The sequence below is a fragment of the Pseudomonas sp. FG86 genome (assembly GCF_057808775.1).
In genome coordinates this window covers 30916-50605 of sequence record NZ_JBMDIS010000035.1, presented here as the reverse complement: position 1 = coordinate 50605, position 19690 = coordinate 30916, and the positions used below count along the sequence as shown (strand labels likewise).

The 19690-nt window shown below is 62.7% G+C and carries 18 protein-coding genes; 9 read left to right on the top strand and 9 right to left on the bottom strand.

Going from position 1 to position 19690, the window contains the following annotated elements:
• Positions 1–63 precede the first annotated feature (63 nt).
• Genes ACODSV_RS21070 through ACODSV_RS21045 form a run of 6 tightly spaced genes read right to left on the bottom strand, consistent with a single transcriptional unit; the run spans position 64 to position 6091 of the window.
• Positions 64–831: an ABC transporter ATP-binding protein gene (locus ACODSV_RS21070; protein WP_024073252.1), complete on the bottom strand. Its 768-nt coding sequence runs from the start codon at positions 829–831 to the stop codon at positions 64–66.
• 6 nt (positions 832–837) lie between these two features.
• Positions 838–2169, bottom strand: a complete 1332-nt coding sequence (locus ACODSV_RS21065; protein WP_024073251.1) for an ABC transporter substrate-binding protein — start codon at positions 2167–2169, stop codon at positions 838–840.
• A gap of 48 nt (positions 2170–2217) precedes the next feature.
• Complete coding sequence (locus ACODSV_RS21060) at positions 2218–3285, bottom strand: branched-chain amino acid ABC transporter permease (RefSeq protein WP_024073250.1); 1068 nt, start codon at positions 3283–3285, stop codon at positions 2218–2220.
• Between the two features lie 21 nt (positions 3286–3306).
• A complete protein-coding gene (locus ACODSV_RS21055) occupies positions 3307–4188 on the bottom strand; it encodes a branched-chain amino acid ABC transporter permease (RefSeq protein WP_102624497.1) in 882 nt (293 codons plus the stop codon).
• Positions 4189–4190: 2 nt separating this feature from the next.
• Positions 4191–4991 (bottom strand): ABC transporter ATP-binding protein, encoded by an 801-nt coding sequence (locus ACODSV_RS21050; protein WP_102624498.1) that lies wholly within the window; start codon positions 4989–4991, stop codon positions 4191–4193.
• A gap of 8 nt (positions 4992–4999) precedes the next feature.
• Positions 5000–6091: an AMP-binding protein gene (locus tag ACODSV_RS21045; RefSeq protein WP_069075229.1), complete on the bottom strand. Its 1092-nt coding sequence runs from the start codon at positions 6089–6091 to the stop codon at positions 5000–5002.
• Between the two features lie 432 nt (positions 6092–6523).
• Here ACODSV_RS21045 and ssuD point away from each other — a divergent pair, with 432 nt between their 5' ends.
• The 8 genes from ssuD to pgeF all read left to right on the top strand — a co-directional run bounded on the left by ssuD (position 6524) and on the right by pgeF (position 16272).
• On the top strand, positions 6524–7669 hold the full coding sequence (gene ssuD, locus ACODSV_RS21040; RefSeq protein WP_024073246.1) for an FMNH2-dependent alkanesulfonate monooxygenase: 1146 nt from the start codon (positions 6524–6526) through the stop codon (positions 7667–7669).
• A complete protein-coding gene (locus ACODSV_RS21035) occupies positions 7666–8511 on the top strand; it encodes an amidohydrolase family protein (protein ID WP_102624499.1) in 846 nt (281 codons plus the stop codon). Before ssuD ends, ACODSV_RS21035 begins: the two co-directional genes overlap by 4 nt.
• Positions 8512–8590: 79 nt before the next feature.
• Positions 8591–9763 (top strand): acyl-CoA dehydrogenase family protein, encoded by a 1173-nt coding sequence (locus ACODSV_RS21030; protein ID WP_454843099.1) that lies wholly within the window; start codon positions 8591–8593, stop codon positions 9761–9763.
• 214 nt (positions 9764–9977) lie between these two features.
• Positions 9978–11405 carry an LLM class flavin-dependent oxidoreductase gene (locus ACODSV_RS21025; RefSeq protein WP_024073243.1) on the top strand — a complete coding sequence of 476 codons (1428 nt, stop codon included), beginning with the start codon at positions 9978–9980 and terminating at the stop codon, positions 11403–11405.
• Positions 11406–11436: 31 nt separating this feature from the next.
• On the top strand, positions 11437–12687 hold the full coding sequence (locus ACODSV_RS21020; RefSeq protein ID WP_150056210.1) for an acyl-CoA dehydrogenase family protein: 1251 nt from the start codon (positions 11437–11439) through the stop codon (positions 12685–12687).
• Positions 12688–12880: 193 nt separating this feature from the next.
• Positions 12881–13660, top strand: a complete 780-nt coding sequence (locus tag ACODSV_RS21015) for a PhzF family phenazine biosynthesis protein (protein WP_150095170.1) — start codon at positions 12881–12883, stop codon at positions 13658–13660.
• 36 nt (positions 13661–13696) lie between these two features.
• Positions 13697–15526 (top strand): gamma-glutamyltransferase, encoded by a 1830-nt coding sequence (gene ggt / locus ACODSV_RS21010; protein WP_150095169.1) that lies wholly within the window; start codon positions 13697–13699, stop codon positions 15524–15526.
• Positions 15527–15549: 23 nt separating this feature from the next.
• The gene (pgeF, locus tag ACODSV_RS21005; RefSeq protein ID WP_102624501.1) at positions 15550–16272 is read left to right on the top strand and encodes a peptidoglycan editing factor PgeF; all 723 of its coding nucleotides are present in this window, start codon (positions 15550–15552) and stop codon (positions 16270–16272) included.
• 55 nt (positions 16273–16327) lie between these two features.
• On the opposite strand, the gene ddlA is transcribed toward pgeF, so the two are convergent.
• Positions 16328–17422, bottom strand: a complete 1095-nt coding sequence (gene ddlA, locus ACODSV_RS21000; RefSeq protein ID WP_069075235.1) for a D-alanine--D-alanine ligase — start codon at positions 17420–17422, stop codon at positions 16328–16330.
• Positions 17423–17465: 43 nt separating this feature from the next.
• Positions 17466–18104, bottom strand: coding sequence for a LysE family transporter (locus tag ACODSV_RS20995; protein ID WP_069075236.1), 639 nt, complete (start codon positions 18102–18104; stop codon positions 17466–17468).
• A 138-nt stretch (positions 18105–18242) separates the two neighbouring features.
• On the opposite strand from ACODSV_RS20995, the gene ACODSV_RS20990 reads away from it, so the two are divergent.
• A complete protein-coding gene (locus ACODSV_RS20990; RefSeq protein ID WP_069075237.1) occupies positions 18243–19052 on the top strand; it encodes an AraC family transcriptional regulator in 810 nt (269 codons plus the stop codon).
• A gap of 40 nt (positions 19053–19092) precedes the next feature.
• Here the strand turns inward: ACODSV_RS20990 and ACODSV_RS20985 are convergent, their stop codons facing one another.
• The gene (locus tag ACODSV_RS20985) at positions 19093–19668 is read right to left on the bottom strand and encodes a flavin reductase family protein (protein ID WP_024073235.1); all 576 of its coding nucleotides are present in this window, start codon (positions 19666–19668) and stop codon (positions 19093–19095) included.
• Between the last annotated feature and the right edge of the window lie 22 nt (positions 19669–19690).

The following is a 19690-nucleotide window of genomic DNA, read 5'->3' as shown; positions in this document are numbered from 1 at the left end:
TCTGGCGCACAAACAAAAAAAGGAAAGGCTTATGGCCTTTCCTTTTTCAACACGCAACACCGCCTAAGCCTGCGCAGCGCCCAGGTAATAGTTCTGCATTTGCTTACGTGTCGCCAGTTCGGCTGCCGAACCTTCATCCACTACCCAACCGTTCTCCAGCACAAACGCGTAATGCGCGTAATCCAGGGCGATGTTGATGTTCTGCTCGGCCACCAGCAGGCTCAACCCCTCATCGCGATTGAGCCGGGCAAGGATCTCGAAGATTTCTTCGACCACCTGGGGCGCCAGGCCCATGGACGGTTCGTCCAACAACAACAGGCACGGCTCGGACATCAGCGCGCGACCGATGGCGACCATTTGCTGCTCGCCACCGGAGGTCAGGCCCGCCAGGCGTTTGCGCAGCAGGCGTAACCTGGGGAAGTAGCCGTAGATGCGCTCCAGACGCTGGTTCAATACCTTGCGCGACGGTCGCCCGGAAAAGCCGCCGATCAGCAGGTTCTGCTCGACCGTCAGGTGGGTGAAGCAATGTCGCCCTTCAAGCACCTGGGCCAACCCCGACAGCACCAGGTTGGCGGGGTCGCTATCGGTGACCACTTGCCCTTGGTAAACCACCCGGCCCTCGGTCACTTCACCGCGCTCTGCGCGCACCAGGCTGGAGATGGCCTTGAGGGTGGTGCTTTTGCCCGCACCATTCGCCCCGAGCAACGCCACCATCTGCCCCTTGCCGACCTTTAGCGTTACGCCGCGCAAGGCGAGGATCGACTGTTCGTAGAAAACGACGACCTGCTCGACGCTCAGCAAGGGCGGGGTGGCGTATAGGCTCTGGCTCATCGGACCTTATTGCTCCTGGCTGCAATTGCGCGGGGTGATGCCTTTTTCCTTGGCGTACTGGGCGGCGGAAGCCTCGATGATCGGCCGCAACAACGCACGGTCGGCCTGGACCCAGTCGCTGATCAGGTTCCAACGCTGGCCGTCCCATTGCTGAAAGCGCACCGCACCGCCGCCTTCATGATCGGCGCACGACAACTTCAACGGCTGCACCAGGCCCTTGGCGCCCAATGCCTGCAAGCGCGCATCGTCGAGGTTCAGGTGTTCGAAGCCCCAACGCACCTGCTCGCCGGTCAATGGCTTGGCGCCGTATTTTGCCTGTGCAAGGCGCACGGCTTCGACGTTGAGAATGCCGTTCACCACACCGAGGTTGTAGTACACCGTACCGAAGCGCTTCGGATCGGCCAGGTTGCCCTTGCCGGCGTCCACCACGCTTTGCTTGATGCCCTGCAGCACCGGGAAATCTGTGCCGGAAGGGTGGGTAGTGATGGAAATGAAGCCTTTGGCGGCCGCGCCTGCCGGCACCACGTCCTCTTCCGAGTTGCTCCAGATGTTGCCGATGATGTGATCCACCGGGTAACCGACCTTTTGCGCGGACTTCAGCGCCACCGGATTCATCACCCCCCAACCGCGCAGGATCACCCAGTCCGGCTTGAGGCGACGGATATTGAGCCACTGCGATTGCTGCTCGTTGCCGGGGTGCGGCACTTCCAGCAGGGTCAGTTCGAAACCGGCGTTTTTCGCCAGGGTTTCCAGGACGCCATTGGTTTCCTTGCCATACGGCGAGCCGTGGTAAAGCACGGCGATCTTCTTGCCTTTGAGTTTGTCGGCCCCGCCTTCGCGCGTGCCGATGTAGTTGATGATTGCCGAGACTTCCGAATACGGGTTGAGCTGCAGCGGGAACACGTAAGGGAACACGCTACCGTCGGTGGAGTCGGTGCGACCGTGGTTGATGGTGATCAGTGGCAATTTGTCGGCGGTCGAACGTTCCAGCGTCGCGTAGGCAATGCCCACCGACAACGGGTTGGTCGCGGCGGCCGGCGCACCATTAAGGCCACCCTTGAGGCGCTCGTAGCATTCCACGCCCTTCTCCACCACATACTCCGTTTCGCACTCGCTCCAGGTCAGCTTGACGCCGTTCACCCCACCCTTTGCGTTGATGTATTGCAGGTAGTCGATAAAGCCGCCGAAGAAGCCGGTGCCACCGGCGGCGTAGGGTCCGACCCGATAGCTCTGCAAAGGGAAGTACTGTTCGTTGTCGGCGTGAGCGCCGGCACTGAGCCCGGCAGTGATCAAGGCCAAGCCTAATAGCAGGCGACGCAGCGGTGTGCGGTGAGTCATGAAGGCAATTCCTCGTGAACGAAGGATGGGGGTCAGGGATGAGAACAATCAGTAACGCAACGGCCAGATCCGGGCCCGTTGGCGAAAGCGTTGCCACAGTCGGGCCAGGCCCTCGGGTTCCTTGATCAGGAAAGCGATGATCAACGCGCCAAAGAGCATTTTCTGGATGTTTTCCAACTGGCCGGAATCGATCAGCCCGCCGGGCAACAGCCCGAAGAGGTTGGCCAGCAGAATCGGGAACAACACGATGAAAGCGGCGCCCAGGACATTGCCGAGCACACTGCCCAGGCCGCCGATAATGATGATGAAGAGCACTTGAAATGAGCGGCTGAGATCGAAGCCGTGGGGCTCCACCGTGCCCAGGTAGGCAAACGCCCACAGCGAACCCGCAACCCCGAGGTAAAAGCCACTGATGGCAAACGCCAGCAGCTTGGCCTTGAACAGGCGAATGCCGATCACGGCGGCGGCGGTGTCCATGTCGCGCACAGCCATCCAGTTGCGGCCCAACTCGCTGCGCACCAGGTTTTTGCCCAGCCAGAACAGCACCACGACCACCGCCAGGGTCAACAGATAACGCCCACGGGGCGAACTGAAATCCAGCCCCGCGATGAGCAGCGGTGGCGAGGTGATGACCCCGGAGGCGTTGTCGTTGGTAAACCAACTGAACCGGGTCAGTACCCACTCCACCACGAACTGCGCGGCCAGGGTCGCCACCAGCAGGTAAAAGCCCTTGATCCGCAGGCTCGGCAAACCGAAGACCACAGCCACCAGCGCAGCGATCACCCCACCCAGCGCGAAACTCACCAGCAGCGGCAAACCCGGCACGCGCAATTGCAGGTTGTAGGCGGCGAACGCACCCACCGCCATGAACGCCGCCGACCCGAGGGACAGCTGCCCGGCATAACCGGTCAACAGGTTCAACCCCAGGCCCGCCAGGGACAACACCAGCAGCGGCAGCAGAATCGCGCTGAACCAATAGTCATTGCCCAGCCAGGGCACCGCAATGAAGGCAAACCCCAAGAGCAGCCACAGGCCCACGCGGTCCTGGCGCAAGCGGAACGTGCGCCGTTCCATCGCATAAGAGGTGCTCAGTTGACCGGCTTCTCGATAAAGCATGAAGGCATTCCTTGAAAAAAATCAGACCCGTTCGATCGCCCGCTCGCCGAACAACCCGGCAGGCCGCACCAACAGAAACAGCAAGGCGAGGACGTAAGGCACCCAGTTTTCGATGCCGCTGCCGATGACCGGGCCGAGGTAAATCTCCGCGACTTTTTCCGCCGCACCGATGATCAGCCCACCGACAATCGCCCCGCCGATGGAGGAAAAACCGCCGATGATCAACACCGGCAAGGCCTTGAGCACCACCAATGACAAGGAAAACTGCACCCCCAGACGAGCGCCCCAGAGCAACCCGGCCACCAGCCCGACAAAACCTGCCACCGCCCACACCAGCGCCCAGATGCGTGGCAGGCGGATGCCCACGGCCAGGGACGCCAACGGATCATCGGCAACCGCGCGCAGCGACAAACCGACTCGGGTCCGGTTGAACAGCAGCGACAAGGCGATCACCAAAGTGGCCGCCGTTCCGGCAGCAAACAGGTCGAATTGCGAGAGCAACATGCCGCGGATTTCCAGCGGCTCATCGGCGATGCCCAATTCCAGACCGTGGACTTGAGCCCCCCATAGAAACTGCGCAAAACCTTCGATCATGTAGGACAGCCCGAGCGTGGCCATGAACAGGATGATCGGTGCTCGATTGACCAGGGGCCGCAGCACCATTTTTTCGATCAGCAACGCCAGCACCACCATGCTCGCCAGCGTGATGACAAACGCCCACGCGAACGGGAAGCCGCGTTCGAGCAGGCTGACAAAGGTCAGCGCGGCGAACAGCACCATCGACCCCTGGGCGAAATTGAACACGCCGGAAGCCTTGTAGATCAGGACAAAACCAATTGCCACCAGGGAGTACATGACGCCCGCCAGCAGCCCGCCAATCAGCACTTCGAAGAAAAATTGCATGTTCAGTGGCTCTCCGCACGGGAACGCCGCGTGCCCAGGTAAGCGGCAATCACATCGGGATTGGCACGCACTTGCTCGGGCGTGCCATCACCGATCTTGCGGCCGTAATCGAGCACGACCACGTGGTCGCACAAGCCCATGACCACCCCGATGTCGTGTTCGATCAGCACCACGGTGGTGCCGAACTCGCGGTTGATGTCACGGATGAATTGGCTCATCTCGTCCTTCTCTTCAGCGTTCATGCCGGCCATGGGTTCATCCAGCAGCAGCAACCTCGGCTCAGCGGCCAGGGCGCGGGCCAGTTCGACACGTTTCTGCAAGCCGTAAGGCAGCTTGCCCACCAGCACATGGCGCCAGGGGTGGATGCGCAGGAACTCGATGATTTTTTCCGCGCGACGGCGCTGCTCGTCGTCCTCGCGAGGCGCACGGCCCAGGCGCAGCACCTGCTCGATCCAACTGCTGCGGAGCTTGAGGTTGCGGCCGGTCAGCACGTTGTCGAGCACGCTCATGCCCTTGAACAGCGCGATGTTTTGAAAGGTCCGCGCAATACCGCGCTCGGCGGCCTGGTGCGGGCGCATACGCCGCCGGGCCTGTCCGGCATAGGTGACAATGCCGCTCTGGGCCTGGTAGACGCCGTTGATCACATTGAGCAGCGAACTTTTGCCCGCGCCGTTGGGGCCGATCAATGCACAGATTTCCCCGGCCTTCACGGCGAAACTGATGGAGGTAATGGCCTTGACCCCCTTGAACGACAGGGAGATGTCATCGAGCCGCAGTAATTCGGATTCAGTGGTTGCGCTCATGGGGCTCGTCAGACGGATTGAGAAATCAGGGGGATGCGGGTATCGGCAGGTTCCTGCCGGGCGGAAGGTTCCTGCCAGTTGCCTGGGTGGATGCCCAGGGCACCAAAAAAAGCGGCGCTCTCTTGGCTCAGCGCGGGCCCGACCAGCAACGGCACGCGCAGGCGGCTCATGCCCAACACATCGAGCAAGGGTCTGCGGATCAGCCAGTAGCCGAGCCAGCGGCGGAAAGCCTGCGCGTCCGGCACCATCGCCCAGCGGTACAACCGATGACCGAGCGTGCCGGGTAACGGCAGACGCTCTCGCGCCCACTGCTCCAGACGGGCATAGGACTCACGCGTGCCCAGCACCAGGGTTGGCCCCAACTCACGGCGGTCGGTGTCGCGCGTGGCCATGGCTTCCGGGAAATTCAGGCAGAACCCGGCGCAGAGCCAGGGCGCCAGCAGGTAACGCGCCTGACCGCTGGCGGCGAACACACGGGCCGCCAAGGCTTCTTCGGCGCCGCTCAGGTGCTCGCGCGCTACCAGCTTGCGGGCGCCCCCCAGCAGCTGCGCATGGCTCAACCGTAGGGAAGGCCCGTGCGTATCGGCATGGAACACGAAGGCGATAGCCGCCGGTTCAGTCGCGCAGACCGGCGGTTCCGCCGCCACGCCAGAGAACAAATCGGCGTAAGCGCTCAACCCCTTCCCTTCACCGGCATTCAGGCCGCGCCCGTCGAGGAACAGCAGCACACGGGGTGGAAGATCGGCATGCCGGACCTGCTGCACGGCATCCAGGGCTTCGGCCAGCACGAAGCTCGGTCGCAGGCGGGCCAGCAATGCGCGGTTGTCGCGTTCGGGGTCCAGCAACGTGACACTGCCGCCCAGCCACTGCGCGGCCAGGGCCAGCAACAAAGCTTCGGAACGCGCCTGGCTGATGATCAGTAAATCGTCGTGGCGACCGAACCCGCGCTGATGCAGCGCTGCCGCAAGACGGCCGACATCCTGCGCCAACTCGCTCCAACTGCGGGCGTGCCAGATGCCCAGGCGCTTGTAGCGCAGGGCTATCGCCGAACCTCGGGTTTGGGCTTGCTGTAACAACGCCAGCGGCAGTGTCTGGGCCATGGGGACTCTCCTTCAGAGTGCTATACAGCCACTTTTGCAGTCTCCATGCCAAGATTTAAATTGTTATTTATCAACGAGTTATATGCATTTTGCGGAAACAATCATGTATTGATTTGGCACAGCCTGCTTAAAGCCTGTTGCCCAGCGAACACTTCTCTCTTTGCGCACAACTGTTTGCCGGGCAACAGCGTTTCAACACTTGCCCGCTTCCAGCGACAGTCATCGCCCCACACAAACCAATCATCACCTTATAAATCAATAAGTTAACGAATTGGTACGATGCTTGCTCTCTTGGAACTATCGGCCACAGCCACAGACTTGTTCCAACAAGCGCCTCTATAGAGCCGTGCCGGCCCTGCGTTGCACAACCTGCTGCCGTCTTACCTTACCCAAGGCAGCGGGCTTCTTATTTTTGCAGCGAGGAGCGTGTTGATGAGTCTTGATATCTTTTGGTTTCTGCCCACGTCCGGCGACACCCGTTATCTGGGCCGATCCGACAGCGGCCGCCCGGCCACCAACAAATACATGCAGCAAATCGCGGTAGCCGCCGAGAGCCTGGGCTATGACGGGGTGTTGATTCCCACAGGCAGCAGTTGCCTGGACCCGTGGATTACCGCCGCCAGCCTGGTACCGGTCACCCATCGCCTGAAGTTGCTGGTGGCGCTGCGCACCTCGCTGGGCAACCCCACGGCGTCGGCCCGTCAGGCGGCCACACTGGACCAGGCCAGCAACGGCCGCTTGCTGCTCAACGTCGTACCCGGCGGCGATGCCACCGAGTTGGCCGCCGACGGTATTTTCCTCGACCACGACCAACGCTACGAAGCCGCTGGCGAGTTCCTGACCGTTTGGCGTCGCTTGCTCAGTGGCGAGGTGGTGGATTTCACCGGCAAGCATGTGCGCGTCGAAGGGGCGCAGAACTTCTTCAAACCCATACAGCAACCGCACCCGCCCCTGTATTTTGGCGGGTCGTCCCCTGCTGCCCATGAACTGGCGGCCCAACAGGTCGACGCCTACCTGACCTGGGGCGAACCGCCGGCGGCCGTGGCCGCGAAAATCGCCGATGTGCGCGAGCGCGCGAAAAAATATGGGCGCACGCTGCATTTCGGTGTGCGCCTGCATGTGATCGTGCGTGAAACCAACGAGCAGGCCTGGGCGGCGGCCGAAGAACTGATCAGCCACCTCGATGACGATGTCATCGCCGACGCGCAAAATAATTACGCCAAGATGGACTCCGAAGGTCAGCGCCGCATGGCCGCCCTGCATGGTGGACAGCGCGACAAGCTCGAGGTCTCGCCCAACCTGTGGGCCGGTGTCGGCCTCGTGCGCGGAGGCGCCGGCACGGCGCTGGTGGGCGACCCTCAGACCGTGGCCAAGCGCCTGCAGGAATATGCCGACCTCGGCGTAGACCGCTTTGTACTGTCCGGCTACCCGCACCTGGAAGAGGCTTTCCGCTTTGCCGAACTGGTGTTCCCACTGTTGGGCAAACAGCCTGTCACGGTCCGCGACCAAGTACTCACCGGCGGCGCGTTCGACGTGCGGGCCGGCCACACATCGGTCAAGGACGAGGCCACGGCATGAACGTGATTGATATGCGCTGCCGCCCGGCGTACCTGCACGATTTTTTCGGCGCCACCCCAGGCAGCGCCGAGACCGCCACCGCCCGCTGGCTGAACCGGCGGGTGGGCACGCGTGGCGACGACGAGCACTTCGCCCGCTCGCGCACACCCCAGGGGTTTCTCGATGAAGTGCGCGACGCCGGGTTGAGCCGGGCGGTGGTGGTCGGTCGGCACACGCCCGGCCAGCATCTGCCCAACGACCTGATTCACAGCATCGTGCGCGACCACACTGAGTTGCTCGGCATCGCCAGCATCGACCCGGCGCTGCAGGGTATCGACGGCGCGCTGGGCGAGATCGAGCGCGCCATCTCGGCGCTGGGCCTGGCCGGGATCGACCTGGAGCCAGGGTTTGGCGAACCGGCCAGGCAGCCGGATGACCCGTTGTACTGGCCGATCTACGAGCATTTGCAGGCACACGGCATTCCGCTGTTTCTGATGAGCGGGCCGACCACCCCGGACCCCGCCTTCAACAACCCCGAACACCTGGCCAAGGTCGCCCGGGCGTTCCCGCAGCTGTCGATCGTCTGCTACCACGGCTACTGGCCCAACGTGCAGCAAGCGCTGGGCGTGGCGTTTCGCTACCCGAACATCTACCTGGTGCCGGACATGTACCTGTTCCAGCCCGGCAGCGACGCCTACGTGCAGGCGGCCAACGGCTTTCTGGCAGAGCAGTTGCTGTTCGGCTCGTCCTATCCGTTCCGCCCGATTCGTCAATCCATCGAGGATGTCCTGCGCCTGGGTTTCAAACCCGAGGTACTCGACAACGTCCTCTACGGCAATGCCGCCCGGCTGTTTGGGCTGTAGAACACCTCGCGCTACACGCTGGGACCCGCCGTCATCCAGGGGCGGCCCGGCGCCGTTTTCAACTTCAAGGAGTTCCCCTGTGACCCCCCCCAACGATCCTGTGCTCGTCGCCCGCCGCCTGGCGGCCGACTGGGCCAGTACGGCTGCCGAGCGTGACGAGCGCGGCGGCACGCCGAAACGCGAGCGTGATGCCCTGCGCGACAGCGGCCTGTTGACCCTGAGTATTCCCCGTGAATTCGGCGGCCTCGGCGCCAGTTGGAGCGACACGCTGAACATCGTGCGCGAGTTCGCCAAGGTCGACAGTTCGATGGCCCACGTGTTTGGTTTCCAACACTTGATGCTGGCCACTGTGCGCCTGTTCTCGCGGCCCGATCAGTGGCAGCCCTGGCTGGAACAAACCGTCCGCCAGCGCTGGTTCTGGGGCAACGCCCTCAACCCGCTGGACACCCGTACCGTGGCCACGCGTATCGATGGCGGGCGGGAGTTTTCCGGGATGAAGAGCTTTTGCTCCGGCGCCAGCGACTCAGACCGGCTGATTGCCTCGGCGTTGGAGGACAGTGGCGCAGGCAAACTGCTGATCGCCGCGATCCCTACCGACCGCGTCGGCATTACCCTGCTCAACGACTGGAACAATATGGGCCAACGCCAGACCGACAGCGGCAGCGCCCGTTTCGAACGCGTGCGGGTGGCCGAGGATGAACTGCTGCTGGACCCGGGCCCGCTGAGCACGGTGTTTTCCGGGCTGCGGCCGCTGTTGGCGCAACTGACGTTCGTCAACCTGTTCCTGGGCATTGCCGAAGGCGCCTTTGAGCAGGCGCAGCACTACACCACCCACGAAGCACGCGCCTGGTTCAAGTCCGAGGTCGACCGGGCGGTCGACGACCCATATGTGCTAGCCCACTACGGCGAGTTCTGGGTCGGCCTGGAGGCGGTACGCGCCCTGGCAGAACGGGCCAACGCGTTGTTCGACAACGCCTGGAACCGCGGCGAACAGCTGCGCGCCGAGGAGCGCGCGAACCTGGCCCTGGCCATCGGCAGCGCCAAGGTCCATGCCACCCGGGTGGGCCTGGACCTGAGTTCGAGGCTGTTTGAGGTGACAGGCGCCCGCGCCACCCATGCCTCGCGGCGCTTTGATCGCTACTGGCGAAACCTGCGGACCCAAACCTTGCACGACCCGGTGGACTACCGCATCCGCGAACTCGGCGAGTGGGCCTTAAAGCAGAAACCGCCAACGCCGAGCTTCTATTCCTGAGGCTCGCGATCACGGCCAGGCAGGGTCGGTGTTCGCCACCATTCACCAAAACAACAAAGTGTTACCCAGTGATAGGCGCCCAGCCCAAAAGCCGGAAAAAACCCAGGTATTACAGCCCTTTAGCACTCGGCATGAACTATGCAATCACCCCTTTAAACCACGATTGAACCGCCGTGCGTGCCCCATGAATCAAGACAACTGGAGTTAATCGACTATGGCTTCCCGCATAATCCTCAATGCGTTTGAAATGACCTGCGTGAGTCATCAGGCCGCGGGCACCTGGCGTCACCCAGACAGCCAGGCATGGAAATACAAAGATATTGATTACTGGGTGGAGTTGGCCAAGCTGCTTGAGCGCGGCTATTTCGACTCGGTGTTTATCGCTGACGTCGTCGGCGTCTATGACATCTATCGCGGCTCGGTGGAAACCTCCTTGCTTGACGCCGATCAGGTGCCGGTCAACGATCCCTTCTTTCAAGTGCCAGCCATGGCCACCGTCACCAAGCACTTGGGCTTTGGCGTGACATCGGCGCTGACCTATGAACAGCCTTACGCCCTGGCGCGAAAGTTCTCGACCCTCGACCATCTGACCAAGGGCCGCGTGGCGTGGAACGTGGTGACCTCATACCTCAACAGCGCGGCGGTCAACCTGGGCCTCAAGCAACAGATCTCGCACGACGAACGCTATGACATCGCCGATGAGTTTCTGGACGTGACCTACAAACTGTGGGAAGGCTCCTGGGATGAAGACGCGGTGCTGCGTGACCGTGAGCGCGGGATCTTTACCGACCCGAGCAAAGTCCACCCGATCGGTCACAAGGGCAAATACTACGATGTGCCGGGCATCCATTTGTCCGAGCCGTCGCCACAGCGCACCCCGGTTATTTTCCAGGCCGGCGCCTCCAGCCGTGGCCGCGCCTTTGCCGCCAAGCACGCCGAAGGGGTGTTCATCAGCCCGGCCACCGCAGAACAGGCGCGCGAGGTGTCCGATGACATCCGCAACCGCGCCGTGGAAGCGGGCCGTAGCCGTGATTCGGTCAAGGTGTTCACGCTGTTGACGGTGATCACCGCTGAAAGCGATGAAGCCGCGCAAGCCAAATACCGCGACTACCTGAGCTATGCCAATGGCGAAGGCATGTTGTCGTTTTATGGCGGCTGGACCGGCATCGACTTTTCCGAATACGACCCGGACCAACCCCTGGAGGCGATCGACAACGACAGCATCCGCTCGGTGCTGGAACTGCTCGCCACCGCCGACCCCGACCGCAAGTGGACGCCACGCGACATCATCAAACACCGCAGCATCGGCGGCCTAGGCCCGGTGTTGGTGGGCGGCCCGAAAACGGTGGCCGACGAGATGGAGCGCTGGGTGGACGTCGGCGGTATCGACGGCTTCAACCTGGCCTATGCGATCACCCCGGGCACGTTCGAAGACCTCGTTGAGTTCATCGTTCCGGAGCTGCAACGCCGGGGCCGTGTCCGCACCTCCTATGAGGGCGACACCCTGCGCGAAAACCTGCTCGACGGCACTTCGCCGTATGCCGCCGACGACCATCCGGCGGCACGTTATCGCGGTGCATTCAAAACCGGCGCCAACGCCACCGATCACACCAAACCGTCCAAATTCTCTGACCTGACTTGACGCTTATCTGCGCTGAAGAGGAAGCCATTCCATGTCCAGTTTCGCCACGCTGAACACACTGTCTGTCGGTACGGATTACGCAGCGCTCGCCGCGCGTTTTCGGCCGATCTTTGCGCGTATTGCCGAGGGCGCGGTCGAGCGCGAACGCACTCGCGCACTGCCGTTCGAACCGATCAAATGGCTCAAGCAAGCCGGGTTCGGCGCCGTGCGTGTCCCGGTCGAATTCGGCGGGGCCGGCGCCTCGCTGCCGCAACTGTTCCAACTGTTGATTGAACTGGCGGCTGCCGACTCCAACGTGACACAAGCCCTGCGCGGGCATTTTGCGTTTGTCGAAGACCGCCTCAACGCCCAGGCATTCAGCCCGCAGAACGCCTGGTTCGGGCGGTTTGTGGCCGGGGAGCTGGTCGGCAATGCCTGGACCGAAGTCGGCGACGTGAAGATCGGCCAGGTGATTACCCGCATCAGCCGCCAGGGCGAGCAATGGGTCGCCAACGGCACCAAGTTCTACAGCACCGGCAGCCTGTTCGCCGACTGGATCGACCTGTACGCCCAACGGGACGACACCGGTGCCGATGTGATCGCGGCGGTCCGCGTGCAGCAACCGGGTGTGCGTCAAAGCGACGATTGGGATGGCTTCGGTCAGCGCACCACCGGCAGCGGCACTTCCGTGTTTGAAAACGCAGTGGTTGAAGACGACCACCTGATCGACTTCTCCACGCGCTTTAAATACCAAACGGCGTTTTACCAACTGACCCTGCTGGCCGTCCTGGTCGGGTCGGGGCAGGCGGCCGTGCGAGAGGTGGCCCAACAGGTACGTGTTCGCACCCGGGTGTTCAGCCATGGCAATGCCGCGGCGGTGCGTGACGATGCGCAGGTGCAGCAGGTGGTCGGCAAGGCCTCGGCGCAGGTCTACACGGCCGAAGCGGCTACCCTGCGCGCCGCACAAGCCTCACAACGCGCCTACGTGGCGCACTTCGCCAAGGATGCGCAAGCCGAACGCGAGGCCAATATTGCTGCAGAGCTGGAGTCGGCCCAAGCGCAAGTGGTGATTGCCGATCTGGTGCTTCGCGCCACCAGCGACCTGTTCAACGCCCTTGGCGCATCCGCCGCACGCACGAGCCTGCAACTCGACCGACACTGGCGCAATGCGCGCACAGCGGCCTCACATAACCCATTGATCTATAAAGAGCGGATCATCGGTGACTGGGAGATCAATGGCACCGAACCGCCCTACGTGTGGCAGATCGGCGGTGGCGGCCAGCAAAACCACGCGCAGAAATAGCGCCGGACTGTGTAAACCGCGACCTGAAAATGCCCCGGCCTGTCGGGGCATTTTTTCTGAGACACAGAAAAAACTCCGCCGCCCCCTTCCCTGCAGCTTGCATGCGCGCAAAAAAACACGCCTTCTGTATTTTGACGCTCCCCAGAGCCCGCTGTTAGTGTCCAGCCTCCCACCACGCATGGAGTACACCACGGTGAAACTGGACATCTACCAAGTCGACGCCTTCAGCCAACACCCCTTCGGCGGCAACCCCGCTGCGGTGTGCCCACTGACCGAATGGCTGAGCGACGCGCAACTGCAAAACATCGCCGCCGAAAACAACCTGTCCGAAACCGCCTACTTCGTACCCCGCGACGGTTTTTATGAGCTGCGCTGGTTCACCCCGACCGTCGAAGTCGACCTGTGCGGCCATGCCACGCTCGCCGCGGCGTGGGTGTTGATTCATGCGTTGGCGGATGCGCCTGAGGTGTTGCGGTTTGCGACCCGCAGCGGCGAGCTTCGGGTAACGCGCGAGGGCGATGAACTGGCGATGGACTTCCCGGCGAAAGCGCCACAACCGTGCGAGCCGCCGGCCGGAATGTTGAGCGCGCTGGGGATTGAACGCGCCGAGGTGTTCGGCACCGATGACTACATTGTGTTGCTCGACGATGAAGCCCAGGTTGCTGCGCTCACGCCGGACTTCGCCCAGCTCAAGGGCCTGCCCAAACGCGGAATTGCGGTGACGGCCAAGAGCACGCGGTTTGATTTCATTTCCCGTTGGTTCGGGCCGAATGTGGGGGTCAATGAAGACCCGGTCACCGGTTCCGCGCATACCTCGCTGGCGCCGTTCTGGACCGAGCGCCTGGGCAAAACAAGTCTGAGCGCCGAGCAAGGCGGTACGCGCAAGGGCCAGTTGCGCTGTGTCCTCAAGGGCGACCGGGTGATTATTTCCGGCAAGGCGGTGCTGTATATGCAAGGCACGATTTACCTGTAGAACGCAGTAACCCACGAACAACAGATCATTCTCAAAATGAACGGAGTTCAGCGCGTGTTTTCGATTTACCGCCGTCAGTTGACGATCATTGCCGCAACCCTGGCCCTCGCGGCCTGCCACACCCCCGTCAACGAACAGCCACCGGCGCCGGAGTTGGGGTCGGGCTATCGCGCCGACCTCACCACCCAGCACGCCAAGCACCATATGGCGGCCGCCGCCAACCCGCTGGCGGCCGAGGCCGGGCGTGAAATGCTGCGCCAGGGCGGGTCTGCCATCGACGCGGCGATTGCCATGCAGGCCGTGTTGACCCTGGTGGAACCGCAATCGTCCGGCATCGGCGGTGGTGCGTTCATCATGCTGTGGGACGGAAAAAACGTGCACGCGTATGACGGCCGTGAGACAGCACCGGCCGGGGCGACTGAGCGCTTGTTCCTGAAGGCCGACGGCCAGCCGATGGCGTTTACCGATGCGCAGATTGGCGGGCGTTCGGTGGCGACGCCCGGTGTGTTGCGTGCACTGGAAATGGCGCACAAAAAGACCGGTCGCCTGCAATGGGCCAAGCTGTTCGAGCCTGCGATTCGTCTGTCGGAACAGGGCTTCGCGATTTCCCCGCGCTTGCACAGCCTGATTGCCGCTGACCGCTTTATCCCGCAATCGCCAGACATGGCCGCCTATTTCTTGAATGCCGATGGCACGCCGAAAGCCACCGGCACCCTGCTGAAAAACCCGGCGCTGGCCGCCGTATTCAAGCGCATCGCCCAGGAGGGGCCGGACGCGCTGTACAACGGCCCGATTGCCGAGGAGATCGCCCGCAAGGTGCAGGGCAACCACAATGCAGGCAGCCTGTCGGCAACCGACCTCAAGGGCTATGCGGCAAAGGAACGCGTGCCGCTGTGTAGCGATTACAAGCGCTGGAAAATCTGTGGCATGCCACCACCGTCGTCGGGCGGGATTGCCATCGCGCAGATCATGGGCACATTGCAGGCGCTGGAGGCCCGCGACCCACGCCTGGCCATCGCCCCCATGAGGCCGGTGAAGAGCGCTTCGCCGGCCGGCCTTGAGCCGGTACCCGAAGCCGTGCACCTGATCGCCGAAGCCGGTCGCCTGGCCTTTGCCGACCGTGCGCTGTATGTGGCCGATGCAGACTTTGTACCGGTGCCCGTGGCCGGCCTGGTCGCGCCGAGCTACCTGGCCCAACGCGCCGCGCTGATCGGTGAACGCAGCCTGGGCATCGCCAAGCCCGGCCAGCCGGCCGGTATCCAGGTTGCCTACGCCCCCGACCGCTCGCCGCTGCGCATCTCCACCTCGCAGGTGGTAGCGGTGGACGACTGGGGTGGCGCCGTGTCGATGACCACCACGGTGGAAGCCGCGTTTGGCTCGCACCTGATGGTCCAGGGCTTTGTACTCAATAATCAGATGACCGACTTCTCGTTTATTGCCGAAGAAAACGGCCAGCCGGTGGCCAACCGCGTACAGCCCGGTAAACGCCCGCGCTCGGCCATGGCGCCGACCCTGGTGTTCGACCGCCAGAGCGGTGAGCTGCTGGCCACACTGGGCTCGCCGGGCGGGTCGCAGATCATCGAGTACGTCAGCAAGTCACTGGTGGCCATGCTCGACTGGAACCTCGACCCGCAAGCCGCCATCAGCCTGCCCAACTTTGGCAGCCGTAATGGCGCAACCGAACTGGAAAGCGGTTTGTTCAGCCCCGTGTTGAAACAGGCACTCAAGGACAAGGGCCATGCGCTGAGCGAGATTGAGATGACCAGCGGTATCCAGGCGATCATTCGCACGCGCGACGCCCAAGGTAAGGTATCGCTGAGCGGCGGCGCGGACCCTCGACGGGAAGGCGAGGCATACGGTGACTGAGGTTAATCAGCGGAGAAAGCCCCTTGCAACAGGCCAATAATCTCGGCGCCCTCGCGGGTGTCGACCATGGTTTTTGTTTGATCGACGACCCATCGCGGCCAGATGAAGTATTCATCTGTAAGCAAGTGCACAGCGCGGCGGTGATTGAGTGGCAAGCGGGCCAGGTGGCCAATACGATCGAGGCGGATGGGGTACATACAGGCCATCACCAGCCGATCGCAGTGATCACCGCCGATTGCCTGCCCATTCTGTTCGCCGCCAAAAATGGCGAACGCGTAGCGGCCGTTCATGGCGGCTGGAAAGGACTGCAACGCGGGATTGTCGCCACTACCGTGCAGCACTTTGCCGACGCAGGGATTGGCGTCGATCAGTTGCTGGTCGCCATCGGGCCATCGATCAAGCCGTGTTGTTATGAAGTGAGCGAAGGGTTCATTGCCGAGTTCCAGGCTGACCAGGGCCACTTATGGCAACACGACCGGGCGCCATGGAGCATTGAGCAACCGCGACCGCTGCTGGCGCCGCACATCACGCCCCCCCAAGCAAGACACACAGACAGTGCCTGGTTTGACCTGAGCCGGTACGGGCTGATGCTGCTGCAAGCGGCCGGGGTTCGGCGCGAACAGATCGAGGTGAGTGAAGTGTGTACGTATTGCACGTCGCCGCTGTTTGCCAGCTACCGCCGAAGGACCCATCACCCGCAGGAGACGAAGACGCTGATCTACTCGTGGATCGCTCGCAAACCCTGAGCGCGTACATCCCACCTGTGGCGGGGCCACTCGTCACAGCACCCTCTCGGTATGTTCAGCGGCTGATCTTCAAGCCCTTGCGCCCCGCGTGCCGCTCCAGCGCCAGCTCGATCAACCGGCTCACCAACTCGCTGTAACTCATCCCCGCCGCCTGCCATAACTTGGGGTACATGCTGATACGGGTAAAACCGGGCAGTGAGTTGATTTCGTTGATCAACACTTCACCGTCATCGGTGAGGAATACATCGACCCGAGCCAACCCTGCGCACCCGAGCACCTCAAACGCCTCGATCGCCAGGCGGCGAATTCGCTCGCTGGCTTCAGTGCTGATATCGGCCGGGACCACCACCTGGGCGGCCTGGTCGTCGATGTACTTGCTGTCGTAGGAATAGAACCCGCTGCTCACCACGATCTCGCCGCAGCCGCTGGCGATGGGGTTATCGTTGCCGAGTACGGCGCATTCGATCTCGCGCCCCTGGACAGCGGACTCCACCAGCACTTTCTCATCAAAGCCCAAGGCCAGTTCGACGGCCGCGTGGTATTCGGCTTCGTTGGCGACCTTGCTCACCCCCACCGAGGAGCCTTGGTTGGCCGGTTTGACGAACATCGGCAGGCCAAGCGTATTCACGGCCGTGTCAAACGAGGTGCGGGCCGCGGTACGGCGCGTGAGGGTGATGAACGGGGTGACGGCAATGCCGGCGTCGCGCAGCAGGCGTTTGCTGATGTCCTTGTCCATGCACACCGCCGACCCCAGTACGTCGGAGCCGACAAAAGGCAAGTCGGCCATGCGCAGCAAACCTTGCAGGCAGCCGTCCTCGCCGAGGGTGCCATGGACGATGGGGAAGATCACATCGATGTGTTCCAGCAAACCACTGCCTGAGGTTTCCACCACTTGCTGGTTGGCCTTGCCGGGCACCACCGCCAGTTCACGATTGGATTGGTTGAGGGCGATCAGGGCCGGGTTTTCCTGGTTGATCAGGAAGTTCGAGGTGTCGTTGAGGTGCCAGTGGCCGGCCTTGTCGATGCCGATCAGGATGGGCTCGAAGCGTGACCGGTCAAGGGCATCGACAATGTTGCGCGCCGATTGCAGCGAGACTTCGTGCTCGGCCGAACGGCCACCAAAAATAATCCCTACGCGCAACTTGCTCATGATCCGCCTCGCTTTTGAAAGTAAGGCTTCTTACCACGGGTGGTCAGCGATTCGCTACCAGATGTGCGCCGAACAGCATGTAGCACCCACCGGCAAAGCGGTCGAGCCATTTACGCGAACGGCTGTAGAGGTTGGCCATGCGCGCGCTGGAAAACACCAGGGCCACGCTGGAGTACCAACTGAACGACAAGGTCGCCATGGTGATCACCGCCAGGGTCAGCAGCATCGGAGACGGTGACGGCGGCATGGTGGATGCGAAGATGGTCGCGACGAACAGTGCAGCCTTGGGGTTCGACAGGTTGCCCAACAAGCCCAGGCGCCAGGCGGAAAATAGCGAACGCCGGGGTTCGTCCGGCAACAGGCTCTGGCCCATGGCCGGAGCCGAGCGCTTGAACAGTTTCAACCCGAGGTAGATCAGGTAGCAGCCGCCGATGATCTTGAACGCCAGGTACAGCATCGGCGCGGCGGTAAACAGCGACTTGATGCCCAGGCCACCCGCCAACCCCCACATGATCGTCCCGGTGGCCACACCTGCCGAGGCCACCACGCCATGGCGGCGCGAACAGCTGGCGGCGAGCTGCGCCGTGTTGAAGAAGTTGGGGCCGGGCGTGACCACTGCCACCGTCCACAGCAGGGCCAGCGAGACCAGCGGCGCCACGTAGGCGGGGTTGATAACATCCATGGGAGCAACTCCATCAGCACAGGGCACGAACCGCGATCATAGGCCTCGCCTGCCCCCTGCACAATCGTACAAGACCCCGGCAGACAAGGGACGCAGACTGGGTTAACGTGTTTCCACCTCTTTTTGTGACAAGTCACCATGGGTAAACCCACCCCCGCTCTCGACTGGCTGCACCGCGCCCCGCACGCCAGTGGCCTGGACCGTATCGAGGCGTACTTTGCCGGCTTCGCGTTCGACCCGCATCGCCATGACACCTACGCCATCGGCCGTACCTTGTTCGGCGTGCAGAGTTTTCATTATCGCGGCGACATGATCCACAGCCTGCCCGGCACGACCATGGTGCTTCACCCCGATGAGACCCACGACGGCCACGCCGGCAGTGACGAGGGCTTCAAGTACCGGATGATTTACGTAGAGCCGTCGCTGATCCAACAGATCCTCGGCGGCAAGCCGTTGCCGTTTATCCCCAACGGTTTATCCACCGACCCAAGGCTGTTCCGCGCCAGCGAAGTGTTATTGCAAAACCTGGATAACCCTATCGACCCGTTGCAGGAACAGGACGCGATGTTCGATCTGGCCCACGCGCTGAGTAACGCCTCCGGGGCCATTATCAGCCGCAAGACCTTCGATTACGTGGCCGCCGAGCGCGCCCGCGAATTTATCCACAGCGCCCTGGGCCGCAGCATCACGCTGGATGAAATCGCCGATCACGCCGGGCGCGATCGCTGGGCCTTGTCGCGGGATTTCCGTTTGCTGTTCGGCACCAGCCCCTACCGTTACCTGACCATGCGCCGGCTGGATCTGGTGCGTCACTTGCTGGCCCAGGGCCAATCATTGGTGGATGCGGCGATGACCGCCGGCTTCACCGACCAGAGCCATATGACCCGGCAATTTCGCAGCACCTACGGCATGCCGCCATCGCGTTGGGTGAAGATGCTCGGGCGCTGACCGCGCCCGCGTTGAAACACGCTCAACCACGGGGACATGCCTAGAGCTGATGCCCATCAATCGGCTGGCCGATGGTGAGGAAATGCCCACCCGCCACATGGTGCAAGGTGCGCAGCTCATCAAAACCTTCGAAGTGCCAGCGGCCATCACTGAACACGCGCTCGTCGGCATAGGCCGCGACCACTTCGCCGAGGAACAGGTCGTAGGTCTGCTGGTTGTGGGGTTCGGGCAGCAGCCGGCATTCCAACCAGGCGACGCAGCCTTCCAGCAACGGCGCGTCGGTGTATTCCCCTTGGAAAGTGTGCAAGCCATAGGCGGCGAACTTGTCGCGCTCGGTGCCGGTAGTGTTGCCGACAGTCTGCACCAGGTCGGCCTGCGCCGCGCAAGGCACTTGCAGCACGAAGGTACCGGCGCCTTCCAGCAGTTGGCGGGTCCAGGTGGCTTTGTCCAGCACCACAGCGACTTTCGGCGGTTCAAAGTCCAGCGGCATGGCCCAGGCGGCGGCCATAATATTGCGCTGGCCATTATGCGCCGCGCTGACCAGCACGGTCGGGCCGTGGTTGAGCAAGCGGTAGGCCTTGGACAGCGGAACGGGGCGACGGTGGGTAGGGCTCATGGAGGGTCGGCTCTTCAAACGT

Bases quoted from the DNA above. Each gene is read 5' to 3' on its own strand.
- ACODSV_RS21070 (WP_024073252.1), bottom strand. From the start codon at position 831: ATGAGCCAGAGCCTATACGCCACCCCGCCCTTGCTGAGCGTCGAGCAG.
- ACODSV_RS21065 (WP_024073251.1), bottom strand. From the start codon at position 2,169: ATGACTCACCGCACACCGCTGCGTCGCCTGCTATTAGGCTTGGCCTTG.
- ACODSV_RS21060 (WP_024073250.1), bottom strand. From the start codon at position 3,285: ATGCTTTATCGAGAAGCCGGTCAACTGAGCACCTCTTATGCGATGGAA.
- ACODSV_RS21055 (WP_102624497.1), bottom strand. From the start codon at position 4,188: ATGCAATTTTTCTTCGAAGTGCTGATTGGCGGGCTGCTGGCGGGCGTC.
- ACODSV_RS21050 (WP_102624498.1), bottom strand. From the start codon at position 4,991: ATGAGCGCAACCACTGAATCCGAATTACTGCGGCTCGATGACATCTCC.
- ACODSV_RS21045 (WP_069075229.1), bottom strand. From the start codon at position 6,091: ATGGCCCAGACACTGCCGCTGGCGTTGTTACAGCAAGCCCAAACCCGA.
- ssuD (WP_024073246.1), top strand. From the start codon at position 6,524: ATGAGTCTTGATATCTTTTGGTTTCTGCCCACGTCCGGCGACACCCGT.
- ACODSV_RS21035 (WP_102624499.1), top strand. From the start codon at position 7,666: ATGAACGTGATTGATATGCGCTGCCGCCCGGCGTACCTGCACGATTTT.
- ACODSV_RS21025 (WP_024073243.1), top strand. From the start codon at position 9,978: ATGGCTTCCCGCATAATCCTCAATGCGTTTGAAATGACCTGCGTGAGT.
- ACODSV_RS21020 (WP_150056210.1), top strand. From the start codon at position 11,437: ATGTCCAGTTTCGCCACGCTGAACACACTGTCTGTCGGTACGGATTAC.
- ggt (WP_150095169.1), top strand. From the start codon at position 13,697: ATGAACGGAGTTCAGCGCGTGTTTTCGATTTACCGCCGTCAGTTGACG.
- ddlA (WP_069075235.1), bottom strand. From the start codon at position 17,422: ATGAGCAAGTTGCGCGTAGGGATTATTTTTGGTGGCCGTTCGGCCGAG.
- ACODSV_RS20995 (WP_069075236.1), bottom strand. From the start codon at position 18,104: ATGGATGTTATCAACCCCGCCTACGTGGCGCCGCTGGTCTCGCTGGCC.
- ACODSV_RS20990 (WP_069075237.1), top strand. From the start codon at position 18,243: ATGGGTAAACCCACCCCCGCTCTCGACTGGCTGCACCGCGCCCCGCAC.
- ACODSV_RS20985 (WP_024073235.1), bottom strand. From the start codon at position 19,668: ATGAGCCCTACCCACCGTCGCCCCGTTCCGCTGTCCAAGGCCTACCGC.